This window comes from Peribacillus psychrosaccharolyticus ATCC 23296, from assembly GCF_000305495.1.
In the GTDB taxonomy this organism is placed as follows: Bacteria; Bacillota; Bacilli; order Bacillales; family DSM-1321; genus Peribacillus; species Peribacillus psychrosaccharolyticus.
The window spans coordinates 36,110-51,421 of record NZ_AJTN02000235.1 but is presented as its reverse complement, the minus strand read 5'-3'; the positions used below and the strand labels follow the sequence as shown (position 1 = coordinate 51,421).

The 15,312-nt window shown below is 40.5% G+C and carries 15 protein-coding genes and 1 pseudogene; 5 read left to right on the top strand and 11 right to left on the bottom strand.

The features are described from left to right. The 10 genes and pseudogenes from WYK_RS19145 to WYK_RS19100 all read right to left on the bottom strand — a co-directional run. A pseudogene (locus WYK_RS19145) lies at positions 1–278 on the bottom strand (ornithine carbamoyltransferase); the annotation flags it as partial. Beyond that, positions 275–3,394 (bottom strand): carbamoyl phosphate synthase large subunit, encoded by a 3,120-nt coding sequence (locus tag WYK_RS19140; RefSeq protein WP_040376052.1) that lies wholly within the window; start codon positions 3,392–3,394, stop codon positions 275–277. The pseudogene WYK_RS19145 and the gene WYK_RS19140, both read right to left, overlap by 4 nt. Then, a complete protein-coding gene (locus tag WYK_RS19135) occupies positions 3,387–4,472 on the bottom strand; it encodes a carbamoyl phosphate synthase small subunit (protein WP_040376051.1) in 1,086 nt (361 codons plus the stop codon). Before WYK_RS19135 ends, WYK_RS19140 begins: the two co-directional genes overlap by 8 nt. A 78-nt stretch (positions 4,473–4,550) precedes the next feature. Next, positions 4,551–5,708: an acetylornithine transaminase gene (locus WYK_RS19130; RefSeq protein WP_040376050.1), complete on the bottom strand. Its 1,158-nt coding sequence runs from the start codon at positions 5,706–5,708 to the stop codon at positions 4,551–4,553. Next, positions 5,705–6,481 carry an acetylglutamate kinase gene (gene argB / locus WYK_RS19125; RefSeq protein ID WP_040376049.1) on the bottom strand — a complete coding sequence of 259 codons (777 nt, stop codon included), beginning with the start codon at positions 6,479–6,481 and terminating at the stop codon, positions 5,705–5,707. The genes WYK_RS19130 and argB overlap by 4 nt, the downstream gene beginning before the upstream one ends. Positions 6,482–6,493: 12 nt before the next feature. Further along, positions 6,494–7,720, bottom strand: coding sequence for a bifunctional ornithine acetyltransferase/N-acetylglutamate synthase (gene argJ, locus WYK_RS19120; protein WP_051387717.1), 1,227 nt, complete (start codon positions 7,718–7,720; stop codon positions 6,494–6,496). A gap of 17 nt (positions 7,721–7,737) precedes the next feature. Then, positions 7,738–8,772 (bottom strand): N-acetyl-gamma-glutamyl-phosphate reductase, encoded by a 1,035-nt coding sequence (gene argC / locus WYK_RS19115; RefSeq protein ID WP_040376048.1) that lies wholly within the window; start codon positions 8,770–8,772, stop codon positions 7,738–7,740. Positions 8,773–9,077: 305 nt separating this feature from the next. Continuing rightward, positions 9,078–10,094 (bottom strand): GTP 3',8-cyclase MoaA, encoded by a 1,017-nt coding sequence (gene moaA / locus WYK_RS19110; protein ID WP_040376047.1) that lies wholly within the window; start codon positions 10,092–10,094, stop codon positions 9,078–9,080. Positions 10,095–10,194: 100 nt separating this feature from the next. Then, positions 10,195–10,503 (bottom strand): metal-sulfur cluster assembly factor, encoded by a 309-nt coding sequence (locus WYK_RS19105; RefSeq protein ID WP_040376046.1) that lies wholly within the window; start codon positions 10,501–10,503, stop codon positions 10,195–10,197. Between the two features lie 59 nt (positions 10,504–10,562). Continuing rightward, the gene (locus tag WYK_RS19100; RefSeq protein ID WP_040376045.1) at positions 10,563–11,345 is read right to left on the bottom strand and encodes an alpha/beta fold hydrolase; all 783 of its coding nucleotides are present in this window, start codon (positions 11,343–11,345) and stop codon (positions 10,563–10,565) included. Positions 11,346–11,485: 140 nt separating this feature from the next. On the opposite strand from WYK_RS19100, the gene WYK_RS19095 reads away from it, so the two are divergent. The 3 genes from WYK_RS19095 to WYK_RS19090 all read left to right on the top strand — a co-directional run bounded on the left by WYK_RS19095 (position 11,486) and on the right by WYK_RS19090 (position 12,743). After that, positions 11,486–12,307 (top strand): Cof-type HAD-IIB family hydrolase, encoded by an 822-nt coding sequence (locus WYK_RS19095; protein WP_040376044.1) that lies wholly within the window; start codon positions 11,486–11,488, stop codon positions 12,305–12,307. Positions 12,308–12,387: 80 nt separating this feature from the next. Then, the gene (locus tag WYK_RS25180) at positions 12,388–12,540 is read left to right on the top strand and encodes a hypothetical protein (RefSeq protein WP_169732073.1); all 153 of its coding nucleotides are present in this window, start codon (positions 12,388–12,390) and stop codon (positions 12,538–12,540) included. Next, the gene (locus WYK_RS19090) at positions 12,540–12,743 is read left to right on the top strand and encodes a DUF3813 domain-containing protein (protein ID WP_040376043.1); all 204 of its coding nucleotides are present in this window, start codon (positions 12,540–12,542) and stop codon (positions 12,741–12,743) included. Before WYK_RS25180 ends, WYK_RS19090 begins: the two co-directional genes overlap by 1 nt. Positions 12,744–12,781: 38 nt before the next feature. Here WYK_RS19090 and WYK_RS19085 read toward each other — a convergent pair whose 3' ends face one another. After that, on the bottom strand, positions 12,782–13,624 hold the full coding sequence (locus WYK_RS19085) for a YitT family protein (RefSeq protein ID WP_040376042.1): 843 nt from the start codon (positions 13,622–13,624) through the stop codon (positions 12,782–12,784). A 152-nt stretch (positions 13,625–13,776) separates the two neighbouring features. On the opposite strand from WYK_RS19085, the gene WYK_RS19080 reads away from it, so the two are divergent. Next, positions 13,777–14,640: a DegV family protein gene (locus tag WYK_RS19080; protein WP_040376041.1), complete on the top strand. Its 864-nt coding sequence runs from the start codon at positions 13,777–13,779 to the stop codon at positions 14,638–14,640. Positions 14,641–14,761: 121 nt separating this feature from the next. Beyond that, positions 14,762–15,253 carry a YajQ family cyclic di-GMP-binding protein gene (locus WYK_RS19075; protein ID WP_040376040.1) on the top strand — a complete coding sequence of 164 codons (492 nt, stop codon included), beginning with the start codon at positions 14,762–14,764 and terminating at the stop codon, positions 15,251–15,253. Positions 15,254–15,312 lie beyond the last annotated feature (59 nt).

The following is a 15,312-nucleotide window of genomic DNA, read 5'->3' as shown; positions in this document are numbered from 1 at the left end:
GCGGCCAATTTGGATATCATTACTGCTTAAAATAAGGCGTGCCCTCCTAATTGAAGCATTCCTACTTCAAAGGAAACCCTCGTTCTGGTAGACGATTTTTCAAAAATCATCCCGAGCGTTTTCCCTTTTAAAGGGGTATATTCGACCCCTGCTTGTAATTTCTCTTTGATCTTTTCTGCCGATTCCAGCAGATCTAAAATGGTATCCGTTGAAAGATCACGAAGTGTTAGAAAATCTTTTTGTCCGATAATTTGTTTATCAAGTGTTTTCACGCTCATAAAGGTGTCACTCCTTGTGGGATTTTTTCAAGCCATTCCTGAAGGGATGCTGCTTTAATCTCATCATGTGTTAACGACTGTAAATAAGCAGTAAAGGTCGACTCCTCTGTAAAGGCAAGAATCCGATATTTTGCTGCCATTACCCGTAGATATTGATCTTCTTTCGTTGTTCCATAAGCAAGAACAGCTGCTCCATTCCCTTGTTTCAGGTATTCTTCAAAGTCTCCGCTTTGGAAAGTCATGCCTGCTTCAAGTCCCATTTGTTTGGAAACGGCATTTAGGTGAACCGATGAACTATGATAAATAGCAGTTTTATCCCCTGCACGATTTGGATGGTACACCTTCGCAAGGGCCTCCTCTACCGTATCAGCAATGGCGATCCCTTCTCCCGTTGATTTCATTTCCGGTCCAACTTTAGAATCGAGTCCGCTTAAAGCAAACGTTGAAAAGACAGGATATTTTACAGCAGCAAAGCTAAGATTTTCATTTAGTCCTGTTTTTTCGAATAAATTCGACAAATTATATTTCCCAAGCAATATTTTTGTTGCTGCTTGAACCATAGGGACACCGGTTATTTTACAAATGATTGGAATCGTCCTGCTTGCACGAGGATTAACTTCCAGCACATAAACCTGTTCCCCATCAATAACAAATTGAATATTCATAAGTCCTTTATAATCCAGTTCCACGACAAGCTTCTTAGCATAGGATTCAATTAAACCTTTTATTTCATCTGTAAGAGAGACTTGTGGGAATAAGGCCATACTATCTCCAGAGTGAACGCCTGCTTTTTCAACATGCTCGGCAATTAACGGAATATAAATGTCCCTTCCATCAGCAATTAAGTCAATTTCGACTTCTTTTGCTGGGATATATGAGTCAATTAAAACGGGATAAAGAATGGCTGTTCCTTTATTAATTCGATGCTGCAAAGCTGATTTGTCTGGGATTATTTCCATACCCTGTCCGCCTATTACATATGAGGGCCTGATTAATACTGGAAAACCAATGTCTTCTGCCTGTTGAACAAGTTGTTTTTGATCAGCCGCAATAGCACCTGGGACATGAGGTATCTCAAGTTTTTGAAGAAGTTGATAGAAACGATCACGGTCTTCCAATTGATCTAAACTATCAAAGGATGTACCGAGCAGGTTTACGCCATATTCTTCAAGACCCTTTGCCAAATTGATAGCCGTTTGACCGCCAAATTGGACAATCACATCGGTAATATCCTCGGCTTCAATTACATTTAACACATATTCAAGCGTAAGTGGTTCAAAGTATAAACGATCAGCGGTCGCAAAATCCGTGCTCACAGTTTCTGGATTACTATTGATCATTACCGTTTCAACCTGCTCACCCTGCAGGGCATACACGCCATGTACTGAACAATAATCAAACTCGATTCCCTGTCCAATACGGATTGGACCACTGCCAATCATCAGCACCTTAGGCTTGGTTGTTTTTTGTTGTTCATTCTCTCCAAAGTAAGTGGAATAAAAATAATTGGTATGTGATTCAAACTCTGCGGCACATGTGTCAACCGTCTTATATACAGCTTTAACACCGAGTTCTTGACGATAGTGTCTAACAGTCGATTCGTCCGTTTTCCAGACCGAAGCCAGATACCGATCTGAAAATCCTTTTTCTTTAATACGCTGCATCGCTGCTATACTCATATCTTCTAAATGCTGCATCGCGATTTCTTTTTCGATACCAATTAGTAAGCTAAAGGAATGAAGGAAGAAGTAGTCAATTTTCGTTGCTTCATGAATTTCCTTTTCGGTAACCCCTTTGCGGAGCATTTCAAAAATGACAAATATCCGTTCATCTGTTTTCGCAAAGAGCATCTCCCAAAGCTCCTCGACACTTTTTTCGTTAAGGGATAACAGGTTAAGACCCAGTGTCTTTAATTCGAGGGAATCAACTGCCTTTTGCACAGCACCTTCAAAGCTTCGATGTAAAGCCATCACTTCTCCAGTCGCTTTCATTTGTGTTCCAAGCTTACGATCAGCTGTCGTAAATTTATCAAATGGCCAGCGTGGAAACTTCACCGCTACATAATCTAATGCAGGCTCAAAACTTGCATATGTGCTTTTGGTCACAGGATTAATAATTTCTGATAAATGGTATCCGACTGCTAGCTTCGCAGCAATTCTCGCAATTGGATACCCAGTTGCTTTCGATGCCAATGCTGATGAACGACTCACCCGCGGGTTGACTTCAATTAGATAATATTGTTTGCTGGTTGGATCAAGTGCAAATTGAATATTACACCCTCCAATGATGCCTAGTGCCGAGATAATTTTAATGGAAGCCGTTCTAAGCATATGATATTCATCGTCAGATAAGGTTTGCGATGGTGCCACAACGATTGAATCTCCTGTATGAATCCCAACTGGATCGATGTTTTCCATATTGCAGATGGTAATACACGTATTATTACTGTCACGCATAACTTCATATTCGACTTCCTTAAAGCCAGCAATGCTTTTTTCAATGAGACACTGTGTGATTGGGCTTTCTTGCAGACCGCCGCGGACCAGTTCCTTAAAGTCTTCGAGATTATCAGAAATCCCTCCACCGGTACCGCCTAACGTGTATGCCGGACGGACGATGATTGGAAACCCAATTTCCTCAGAAAAAGCAATGGCCTCTTCAAGCGTATGAACAATCACGCTGTCTGGAACTGGTTCATTAATTTCGAGCATTAGCTCCCGGAACAGTTCGCGGTCTTCTCCCTTTTTAATTGAATCAATCGGTGTACCGAGTAAGGTTACATTATACTTTTCTAAAATCCCTGCTTCGTCCAGCTGATAGGCAAGGTTCAATCCCGTTTGTCCACCCAGGGTAGCTAGTAAGCCATCCGGTTTTTCCTTTTGAATGATTTTCTCCAGCATATCCACTGTAAGTGGTTCTAAATAAACCACGTCAGCATTCATATGATCTGTCATGATCGTTGCTGGGTTATTGTTTACAAGGACGACTTTATAGCCTTCTTCTTTCAAAGCTAGACAGGCTTGAGTTCCTGCATAATCAAATTCTGCTGCCTGCCCAATTACGATTGGACCGGAACCGATGACTAAGATGGTTTGTATAGAATGATTTTTAGGCATATGCTTGTTCTCTCCCGCTGTATTCATTTATCATTTGTAAAAAATTCTCAAAAAGAATAATACTTTCAACCGGACCCGGATTCGCTTCAGGATGGTACTGTGTCGTCAAAATGGGCAGCTTCTTATGGGATAACCCTTCAACCGTATCATCGTTAACATTACGGAACCGCACAGATAGGTGTGTATTCTCCAGACTTGATTCATCCACTTCAAAACTATGATTTTGTGAACTCATATATACGCGTTTTGTTTCTAGATCAACGACTGGTTGATTGGCACCGCGATGTCCAAAAAGCATTTTCTTTGTATCTCCGCCAAAGGCAAGCGCCGTTAACTGGTGTCCAAGGCAAATCCCAAGCGTAGGATAACTGGAAATGATTTTTTTGATATTTGGTAATAAGTATTGAAGCTGTTTTGGGTTCCCAGGTCCATTTGAAAGTAAAATTCCGTCAGGGTTTAATTGTTTGACTGTTTCATAGCTTGTATCAAACGGCACGACCGTTACTTTACAGCCAAAGTCAGTAAGTGAGCTAAGGATTGATTTTTTATAACCAAAATCCATTAATACAACATGTTTTTTTCCTGCTCCAAAGACGGAGATATCTTTAGAAGAAACCTCTGCTACCGACTGAACCATTTCCTTACTGTTATCAGTCTCTAATTGGATACCTTCTGCAGCAGAAATGGCAGCAGCCATCGATCCCTCTTTGCGAATGTTTTTAACAACCGCTCTCGTATCTACTTGACTTAAGAGTGGAATTCCCCATTTTGTTAGATATTCCTGCAGAGAATAACGCGCTTGATAATGTGAATGCCCCATGTCTCCTTCATACACGATTACTCCTGCTATATGAGGCTTTTTACTTTCGAAGTCATGGTCATTAATACCGTAATTTCCAACAAGGGGATAGGTAAATACCACAATTTGATCTTTATAAGAAGGATCCGACAAAACCTCTTGATAACCTGTCATACCAGTAAAAAAGACCAGTTCACCTGTCACTGTTTTATCTAAAGTTTCGTTCAAAATGGTTCCTTTAAATGACTTTCCATTTGATAAATGCAAATAACTGTCCATGAAATCCACCTCATCTAGTTCGTATATTTATATATCATTCAGTATTTTTATACATATGATGTGTAAAAAAATCAGCCCTTAGGCTGTCGGTATTGATTCAGTTTTCAATACGTTCGATATCTTTTCTACAGCAAGATCAATTTCATTTTTATCTGTTGTCAACGGCGGGAGAATGCGAATAACATTGGGTCCAGCAGTTAGGAGGAGAAGCCCCGAGTCTTGCAGCTTTTGCACAATTGGTGCTGCTTCATCTTTCAATTCTATCCCAATCATTAATCCAAGTCCACGTATTTCGACGATAAATTCTGAATTTTCTAAATGCCATTTGAGTTGCTGCATAAAATAGATTCCTTTTTCTGCTGTTTCCTGTAGAAACAATGGATTCATCACTTCAGAAAGTACGGCTATTGCAGCGGATATGCTAATTGGATTTCCGCCAAATGTAGATCCGTGGCTTCCCGGCCCAAAGAATTCAGCCAAATCTTCTCTGCCAAGCATTGCGCCTATTGGCAAGCCATTTCCAAGTCCTTTTGCAAGTGTTATAATGTCGGGCTGAATGGCAAAATGCTGAAATGCAAATGGTTTACCCGTTCTGCCGATCCCTGTTTGAATTTCATCAATAATAAGGAGGATGTCATGTTTTTCTTTCAATTTCATAATTGCTTCTGCATAGGATGCATCCAACAAATGAATACCACCTTCGCCTTGCACTACTTCAAGCATAATCGCGGCTGTCTGATCATCAACTGCATTCTCAAGTTCAGCTGCGTTGTTATACGGCACATGAGTAAATCCATCCAGCATCGTTCCATATCCGACTCGTATCTTCTCCTGCCCCGTAGCGGCCATTGTTGCGAACGTACGGCCATGGAAAGATTGAGTACAAGTGACAATTTTACTTTTTCCTGTCGCTTTTCGTGCAAGCTTTATCGCCGCTTCATTCGCTTCGGCCCCACTATTCGCAAAAAAAGTCCGACTAAGACCAGATGCTTTGGCTAGTAACAAAGCTGCCTGTTCTTGCTCCGAGTTTTCAAATAAGTTAGAGGTATGCCAAAAACGTTCAAGCTGTCTTTCTACAGAAGCTTTTACTGTTTCATTTCCATGACCTAAATTTAACACGCCAATACCAGACGTATAATCGAGATAATTCTTCCCTTCCTTACTGGTCAGCCAGCTGCCTTTCGCGGTATCCGGTTCAATGTTCCACCTTGCATACGTTGGGAATAGTGCAGTCATAGTAAAACCCTTCCTTCTTCTTTATAAAATTTGGTGCCGATAAACTGGTGATCCTGGAAAAAGCACTCTTTACCGCTGACAATCATCACATCATTATTTCCTGTATTTAAGACGGATAGGGCCGTTGTAACTTTTGGAATCATTCCCCCGTAGATCGATCCCTCTTTAATTAATGCTTGTGTATCTTCAGCCGTTAACTCTGCCAGTAATTTATTGTCTTTCATAACACCTGAAACATCTGTGACAAATAAGCACATATCTGCATGTAGTGCTTCAGCAACTGCTCCAGCAGCCATATCAGCATTTACATTCAGCTTCCTGCCGCATGTTGAAATCGCCATAGGAGTCAAAACCGGACAGATATCCGCCTCTAAAAATTGCAGCAGCAGTTCTGTATTGACCTTAACCACCTCACCAACAGATCCTAGAACAAGCTCATTAACGAACTCGCCTGTCAGAAGCTTAGCATCCGAACCATTAAGACCAATGGCATTGATCTTATTCTGCTGCAGCTTATGGACTAGACTGCGGTTTGATTTTCCTGCAAGCATAAGCTCCACCACTTCTAATACTTCATCCGTTGTTTTACGTAATCCACTTTTGAATACCGATTCAATACCATTTTGCTTTAGCATGGCATTTATATCAGGCCCGCCGCCATGGACAAAGAGGATTTTAAATTGATTATCCTGCAAATCACGAATGCTCTCGAAGAATGAATCAGCTAATTCATCAATAATACTGCCGCCGCATTTTATGACCAATACCTTCATCCGTTTCACTCCTTATGACCGATAGCTTGCATTAATTTTCACATAATCGTACGTCAAATCGCAGCCCCATGCCGTACCTGCTGCAGTCCCTTCTTTTAAATGCACATTGATAATTATCGTTGGCTCTTCTAGATAAGATTTCGCCTCAGCTTCTGAGAAGGGAGCCGGTACTCCATTTTGTAAAACCGTAATCTCACCAAAGGCAATGGTCGTATCTCCTGGATTAAATGTTACCCCGCTGCGTCCCATTGACGCGATAATTCTTCCCCAGTTTGCATCCGATCCGTAAACAGCCGTTTTCACTAAGTTTGAGCCAACGATTGTTTTTGCAAGCACTTGTGCTTCCTGTTTCGTCTGTGTTCCCGTTACATTCACTTCAACAAGCTTAGTGGCTCCTTCTCCATCCTTAGCAATTTCTTTAGCTAAATTTTCTGACGTTTGTTTTAATAATGCTACAAACTGCGGCCAATCCGGATGAGTCTCAGTCAGCTGACTATTACCAGCCTGCCCGTTTGCCAAGACTAAGACCATATCATTGGTTGAGGTATCCCCATCAACCGTAATTTGATTAAATGTTTCATCAGTTATTTCCGACAATGCCTTTTGCAAGTCAGCCGATGCGATATTAGCATCAGTCGTAATGAAGCCAAGCATCGTAGCCATATTGGGATGAATCATTCCTGATCCTTTAGCTGCTCCGCCCATTGTAATAAGTTTTCCGTCCACCTCTGTTTGGCAGGCATAGTGCTTCGTTACCGTATCTGTTGTTAAGATTGCATGCTCAAAATCATCTGCACCGTCGGCCGTAGGCTCAAGCAATTCGATGCCTTGTTTAATTTTATCCATTTTCATAAATTCTCCAATTACACCCGTCGATGCAACCGCTATATAGTGATCAGGCAAGCCAAATTTCGCGGCTGCACAATTTCTCATTTCGTAAGCATCCTTTAAACCTTGTTCACCTGTACATGCATTGGCACAAGCGCTATTAACGATAACTCCTTGAATTTTCCCTTCTGTATGAATGCTTTCCTTTGTCACATTCAACGGTGCTGCTTGAACGACGCTTTGCGTATAAACAGCTGCACAGGATGCCGGCGTATCCGACAAAATCATACCAAGATCTTTTTTCGAATAGCGGAGACCTGCGTGAAGACCTGCTGCTTTAAATCCCTTTGGAGAAAGAATATTTCCTTGCTTCACTAGCTGAATCGTTATGTTCCGTTCAAGTGTTTTCATTTAGTACCTCCTATTGGTTAAGGATATAGAGGAAGTGTCATTAACCCTGACGTTTCTTCATACCCCATCATGAGATTTGCATTTTGAATGGCCTGCCCTGCTGCCCCCTTTACCAGGTTGTCGATGACCGAAATGATCGTTGCTTTCTCCGTACGCTCATCATAGGCCACACCGATATCACAAAAGTTTGAGCCGTATACCTGCTTCGTCGCAGGGAAGCTTCCGATTGGCTGTATCCGTACAAATGGATGACTCTCATAGGTCTCTGTATATAACTTATGTAATTGTTCCGTGGTCATTTTCTGTTGTAATTTCACGTACATCGTCACCATAATTCCTCGTGTCATCGGAACCAGATGCGTAGTGAACGAAATGGGCTTACTTTTTTCGGACCAAATGCCCAATTGTTGCTCAATTTCAGGAATATGCTGATGACTATGGACCTTATACACCTTGAAATTTTCATTCATGGTACTAAAGTGAGTTGCATCAGTTGGTGATTTTCCAGCACCGGAAACGGCAGATTTCGCATCGACAATCACGTCTTCACCACTTGCTAATCCTGCTTTATACAGCGGCGCTAACCCAAGTAATGTTGCTGTCGGGTAACAACCAGGATTGCTCAGAATCTCAGCATCTTTGATTTGATCGGCATTCCACTCAGAAAGTCCGTAAACAGCTTTATTTAAGAGATCAGCAGGTGCTGGTGTACGTTTATACCATTTTTCATATTCACCGGGTGTCTTTAAACGAAGATCACCAGAGAGATCAATGACTTTAATATCAAGATTCTTAAACGAAGAAACCAATTCCGACGATGCCCCAGACGGCGTTGCAAGAAAAACAATATCAGCTTGCTTAGCTATTTTTTCTGGGTCAATTTTATTTAATAGATACTCTTCATGTAATAAATGTGCGTACTCATTATGAATCGGTTCACCGAACTTCGAAGAAGTATGCAAAGAAGTAATTGTAAACTTCGGATGCATTTTCAGGAGTCTAATTAACTCCAGTCCCCCGTAACCCGTTGCGCCTACAATAGAAACATTCATACTATCAACTCCAATTTATTGCCCTATTCTTTATTTCTATTATTATATGACTGAATAAAAATAAAATCAATTGTATTTTTATAAAATATTAGATAATTGGGTTTCTTCGAATAATTAAGGGAGTATTACTGGAGCAATCTAGCTCCTTGCTTGCTCTCTAAGGACAAAGTAGGATTTTTATTATTGAAGGTCGGGGGTATTTCTTTTCTTTTATGATATTTATTCCCGTCTAGATACGGTTCACAGCACAATAATACCCCACGGGGCATCTTTCTACACAAAAAAAACGGTTAAGCATAATTTGCTTAACCGCCAATGTAGGACATTTCAATTTTTTGCTGATTCTGATTTTTGCCTTCGATTCGTTCATCCGAATAACGGTCTTTGCGGTGATTCCACCAGCCAATTAGGTGTTCACGTAAGTCTTCATCATTCATGTCTGAACGAAGCAGCTCTTTAAGGTCATGTCCATTTCCATTAAATAGACAGGTGAATAAACTTCCATTTGCTGAAAGTCGTGCTCGTGTACAGCTGCCGCAGAATGATTCTGAAACTGAGGTAATAAAACCGACTTGATTGTCAGTCCCTATATAGCGATAACGCTTAGCTACTTCACCAAAGTAATCTTCTTCTACTGCCTCGAGCTCGAACTCACTTTCCAGCATCTGCAGGATTTCCTTTTTCGTCACTACATTGTCCATTTGCCAGCCATTCGTGCTGCCGACATCCATGAATTCAATATAGCGCAGCTGCACGCCTTCTTCTTTGCAGTACCTTGCCATTGGAAGAATTTGCGATTCATTTAATCCTTTTTTTACAACCATATTAATTTTAATGCCAAGGCCTGCTTCTTTAGCTGCAGTGATTCCTTCCATTACTTTCTTTGTCCCAATATTACGGCCGTTTATTTGTTTAAACAATTCATCGTCGATACTGTCCAGGCTGATATTGACACGGTCTAACCCAGCTTCTTTCAATTCTTTCGCATAACGCTTTAAGAAAACGCCATTCGTGGTCAGTCCGATATCATTAATGCCTTCAATTTTCGATAACTTTTCAATTAGAACAGGCAATTCCCTACGTAAAAGCGGCTCACCGCCTGTTAAACGTAATTTTTCCACTCCAAGACTTGCAAAAATCTTTGCTACTCTCTCTATTTCTTCATATGATAAAAGCTCATTGTGCGGGAGAAAATGAAAATTTTCATTAAAAATTTCCGCCGGCATACAATATTGGCATCTAAAGTTACAGCGATCAATAACAGATATTCGTAAATCTCTAAGGGGTCTGTCCAAAGCATCCTTTATTTTCATGCTGTCCATTATTATCACTCCCTTATAAGAACTAAAAAAAGGCAGAAACCTGGTCTAGAGGCCATTAACAGCCTCCTGTCCTTCTGCCTAATCAATCGTACCATAATTTTTACTGAATCCCTAAGGCAATCTTTGCATAACGAGACATGCGGTCCTTGGTCCAACCCGGATTCCAAACAATATTCACTTCTGTATCTTTCACTTCAGGTAAATCCTCAAGCGATAATTTAACTTGATCAACAATCGTAGCTGCTAGTGGACATCCCATAGCTGTCAGCGTCATCGTTACCGTTGCCTGTCCTGCTTCATCTAAATCTACATCGTAGACTAAACCTAAATTTACTATATCTATTCCAAGCTCTGGATCAATAACTTGTTCCAGTGCGCCCATCATACTCTCTTTTAATTCAGCATCCATATTAAGACTCTCCTTTATGAGCTGTGATATCTCCATCATAGCAGATATTAGCCATTTTATTAAGTATTTTGCCCAACTCTTGTTAAATGCTTGTCAAACCATTCTGCCGTCTGGATCAGTCCATATCTACTAACTTTATGCTCAGCTCGTGGATCTAGAATAAACTCAAGCTTATTTTGCTCATATGCCGGCCTGATTGATTCGTAAAATTTGTACGCAAATGTATAAGGAACAATTGGATCTTTTGCTCCGTGCCAATATAATAGCGGTCTCCCGGCTAATTTTTCAGGCTGTAAACTTAAATCATACTTGCTGATTAAGGCCATTTGTCTTTCTGATTCTTCCTCTGATATAGTAAAGTTAGGATTATGCTTTTGTATCGTTTCTAACTGAAGCTTGGCGTAATCTAAATAGGCTGGATTCCCCATTAGACTCACAGCTGCATGGACCCAATCATAGACCGCAAGCGCTCCATTTGTCACGATCCCTCCAAGGGATGTTCCCGCCACACCGATTCTTGCAGGATCAATTAATTTTCTTGTCAGCAGTTCATCCTTAATGACTGCCAATTCTTCTATCGTTTGAACAACGATTGGCCAGAAGTGATTTAGGAGCTGCGACTCCTTAAGTCCTTCTTCGCGTTCACCATGCCAAGCAACATCAGGCAAAATAACCCGAAACCCTTTTTCCGCCAGCAAATAAGCATAATGCAGATTATGTTCTTTTGCACTCCCAAAACCGTGGATAAAAATAACTAAGGGAGATACTTCCTTCCATATATCTTGTTTTGCCACATGTAAAACGGGAATACCAGCAATACGTTCTTTTTCTACGATAATCAAAGAATTTCCCCCAGTCATTTCATTTATTTGAATAATATCACTATACCTGAATACTACCTAATGAAAAAGATTTAACATTGTCTGACAATACGTTACTATTAAGACATCAACACAAACAAAAGAACTGAAGGTGACAAACAATGGCAGAAAAACATTTAATTGTTTTAGATTTAGACGGAACATTGCTTACAGATGAAAAAGCCATATCAGAGCGCACAAAAAAAACGTTACTGCATTTAAAAGAAAATGGCCATGAGGTGATGATTGCGACAGGACGTCCATATCGTTCGAGTGAAATGTATTATCACGAGCTAGGTCTGCAAACACCAATTGTTAACTTTAATGGAGCGTTCGTTCATCATCCTCGTAACAAAAGCTGGGGGACGTATCACTCTCCAATGGATATGAAAGTGGCAAAAGATATTGTTGAAGCGATGCAAAATTTCCAATTCCACAATATTATTGCTGAAATTCAGGATGATGTGTATTTCCATTACCATGATGAAAAGTTGATTAATCTCATGCAAGTCGGGTCTCCCAAAGTGACAACAGGAGATTTACGTAATTTCCTTAACGCTTCCCCTACCAGCATGCTCATTCATACGGATCAACAACATGTTGATGACATTCGCCAGCATTTATCCGATGTTCACGCAGAGGTTATTGATCATCGCCGCTGGGCCGATCCATTCCATGTCATCGAAATGGTCAAAACAGGGCTAAATAAAGCTGTAGGCATTAAACGAGTGGCGCAGCACCTGAATGTTCCTGTGGAACGCATCATTGCATTCGGCGATGAGGATAATGATTTAGAGATGCTTGAATACGCAGGAACAGGCGTAGCGATGGGAAATGCCATTGATCAATTAAAAAATGTAGCGAATGAAGTTACTTTAACCAATGAAGAAGACGGGATTGCATTATTCCTTCAGGAAAAGTTCAACATAAAGACCAAATTTTAAGGTTAGTAAGTTTTAGACGTTTGGCTAAACTAATGTAGACACCGAAACACGTGTCAATAACAAATGCGGAGGCGATACGAATGGGTAAAAGAAATAAGTCCAAACGGTTTGTGCAGCAAGGGAAAAATGCGATTGCACAGCACGCTGAACGAATTCCTTATCATTCTACGTATGCTGAAGCAGAAGAAAAACAACTGCAGACTATGTCTGAACAAAGCTATGGCGGCTTTTAATGGGTAATAAATTATTCCAACAAGCCCATAAGTTCGTTGATGAAGCCCTTCACGGACACCATTCATCCAAATCTGACGAAGAAATGATGGAAACTGCTCAAAACGCACTTTCATCGGCCTTTGCTAATTCTACGGATGCCGAAAGGGAACAGCTGAGTGAACTGCAGTCTGATTTAGAAAGCTCGAAATATAAAAAGAAATAAATAAAAGGCCTCTATCCGTTTCGGATAGAGGCCTTTTATTAATCCTTTCGAAACATGCCAAATACATGTGCCGTTTCGACAATATTGGTAAATGCCTGTGAATCGGTTTCCTGGATAACCTTCTCCAGTTCATATAATTCATAACGTGTTATCACAATCATGAGCATTTCTTTATTTTCATTTGTAAATCCGCCTTTAGCAGGCAGTGACGTAATACCACGAACCAGCTTGCTATGTATGGCTTGCTTCAATTCGTCGGCTTTTTTGGTAATAATCATCACCGTTAATTTTTCATGACGTGTATGAATAGCATCAATTACCCTAGTCGAGGTGTACAGTGTGACAATGGTATACAATGCTTTTTCGGGTCCATAAATATAGCCTGCTGTCACAATAATAATCCCATTTAGGGCAAACAAATACGTACCAACAGGTCGATCCTTCATTCTTGAGAGAAGCATCGCAATAATGTCCATCCCGCCAGTAGAAGCACCGTATTTCAACGTAATCCCTACACCTACAGCAGCAATCACACCACCAAATACGGCATTCAGCAGAATATCTGGTGAAACATGGACGATAGGAATCATTTCAAGGAATACACTCATTAGAATAACACTTAGAAAACTATAAAAAGTGAATGACTTTCCTACTTTCCTCCATGCTATAATCGTTACGGGGATATTTAAGATAAATAATAAAATACCTGTTGAGATATTAAAAGGTGCAAAGGAACCAACCAATCTTGACAGTAGTTGTGCCAACCCAGTAAAGCCGCTTGCATAGATATTAGCTGGGATTAAGAATAAGTTCATTGCCAGCGCATTTAAAAAAGCACCGATAACGACAACAATCATTTTTTTCGTTTCCATCATATACATTTAATCTGTCTCCAATCTAAGGTGTGTTCTGTTATCTTAATTACCCTATCATCATAAACTTATACACGACATTAGGATTGTTTTTTTTCAATGTCGTGCTACACTTACTAATAGTAATTATTTATATCTAATATAGGAAAGCAGGTGTAGCTATGAGCGTTACCATCATAGCTGACAGTGCATGTGATTTGCCGCTGTCTTACTATAAAGAAAATAAGGTTTCATTTATCCCGCTGCAAGTTCATTTAGATGGGAACAACTATGAAGACTTGCAGACGATTCAGCCGGCTGAAGTATATCAAGCCATGCGCGAAGGAAAAGCTCCTAAAACATCTCAGGCCTCACCAGAATATGTTACCCAGCTATTTACTCAGCTTGCCATTGAGAAGAAACAGGCCGTTTATGTTGCCTTCTCTTCCGAACTCTCAGGCACCTACCAAATGGCTGTTATGGTGTACAACCAAGTAAAGGAAACCTACCCTGACTTCGACTTGGATATCATTGATACGAAATGTGCATCCCTTGGTCAAGGACTCGTTGTCATGAAAGCGGTGGAATTAGCCGCTGCTGGTGCCGATAAAGAAACAATCAGCCGCGCTGCTGCGTTCCATGCACAGCACATGGTTCATTTTTTCACCGTGGATAATCTAGACTACTTAGCCCGTGGTGGACGAATTTCTAAAGCTTCTGCATTTGTAGGCGGTTTGTTAAATATTAAACCGTTGCTGCATGTAGAAGACGGAAAACTAATTCCACTTGAAAAAATCCGCGGCAAGAAAAAATTGGTTAAACGTACATTAGAAGTGATGCACGAACGCGGAGTAGATCTCGATAAACAAACGATTGCTATCAGTCACGGAGATGACCTGCCCCTCGCATTAGAATGGAAAGAAGCCATTCAAAATGAGTTTGGGACTAAAAATGTCATTATTAATATCGTTGGAGCCGTAGTCGGAGCTCACTCCGGTCCAAGTACCATTGCCATCTTCTTCTTAGATGAAAACCCGCCATCATAAATAGATAGTAGGAAAAGCAGTTTCGACTGCTTTTCTTTTTTATGTGCGTTGAATGACTTTGGTTGTCTTAACAGTATAGTTTAATTATAATAAAAGAAACAAATAAAGCTGGAGGTAAGGCATGAGTAAGGAAAATTCATTTGATGTCGTTTCAAAGGTAGAATTTACAGAAGTGACCAATGCCGTAACAATGGCACTTAAAGAAATCAAAACTCGGTATGATTTTAAAGGCAGCAAAAGTGACATTACCCTCGACAAAGAAGAACTTGTCTTGGTTTCTGATGATGAGTACAAATTAGATCAGCTGAAAGATGTTTTAATCAGCAAGCTTGTGAAACGCGATGTCCCTATCCGTAATATTGATTACGGAAAAATTGAAGGTGCTTCAGGTGGAAATGTCCGGCAACGTGCCAAACTGATTCAAGGAATTGATAAAGAACAAGCGAAAAAAATCAATACTATCATAAAAAACAGCGGTATCAAAGTCAAGACCCAAATTCAAGATGACCAAATCCGGGTAACTGGAAAAAATCGTGATGATCTGCAAGCTGCCATCGCAGCCATTCGCGGCGCAGACTTATCCATCGATGTTCAATTTATCAACTATAGATAAAAAATCTCCATGCCAAGCATGGAGATTTTTTATTTTGGTGTCATGAATAGACTGCCCTT

Coding starts and splice junctions, on each gene's coding strand:
- WYK_RS19090 (WP_040376043.1), top strand. CDS start 12,540: ATGGGTAATAAATTATTCCAACAAGCCCATAAGTTCGTTGATGAAGCC.
- WYK_RS19075 (WP_040376040.1), top strand. CDS start 14,762: ATGAGTAAGGAAAATTCATTTGATGTCGTTTCAAAGGTAGAATTTACA.
- WYK_RS25180 (WP_169732073.1), top strand. CDS start 12,388: ATGGGTAAAAGAAATAAGTCCAAACGGTTTGTGCAGCAAGGGAAAAAT.
- argC (WP_040376048.1), bottom strand. CDS start 8,772: ATGAATGTTTCTATTGTAGGCGCAACGGGTTACGGGGGACTGGAGTTA.
- WYK_RS19085 (WP_040376042.1), bottom strand. CDS start 13,624: ATGTATATGATGGAAACGAAAAAAATGATTGTTGTCGTTATCGGTGCT.
- WYK_RS19105 (WP_040376046.1), bottom strand. CDS start 10,503: ATGGATGCTGAATTAAAAGAGAGTATGATGGGCGCACTGGAACAAGTT.
- argB (WP_040376049.1), bottom strand. CDS start 6,481: ATGAAGGTATTGGTCATAAAATGCGGCGGCAGTATTATTGATGAATTA.
- WYK_RS19130 (WP_040376050.1), bottom strand. CDS start 5,708: ATGACTGCACTATTCCCAACGTATGCAAGGTGGAACATTGAACCGGAT.
- WYK_RS19140 (WP_040376052.1), bottom strand. CDS start 3,394: ATGCCTAAAAATCATTCTATACAAACCATCTTAGTCATCGGTTCCGGT.
- argJ (WP_051387717.1), bottom strand. CDS start 7,720: ATGAAAACACTTGAACGGAACATAACGATTCAGCTAGTGAAGCAAGGA.
- WYK_RS19080 (WP_040376041.1), top strand. CDS start 13,777: ATGAGCGTTACCATCATAGCTGACAGTGCATGTGATTTGCCGCTGTCT.
- moaA (WP_040376047.1), bottom strand. CDS start 10,094: ATGGACAGCATGAAAATAAAGGATGCTTTGGACAGACCCCTTAGAGAT.
- WYK_RS19095 (WP_040376044.1), top strand. CDS start 11,486: ATGGCAGAAAAACATTTAATTGTTTTAGATTTAGACGGAACATTGCTT.
- WYK_RS19135 (WP_040376051.1), bottom strand. CDS start 4,472: ATGGACAGTTATTTGCATTTATCAAATGGAAAGTCATTTAAAGGAACC.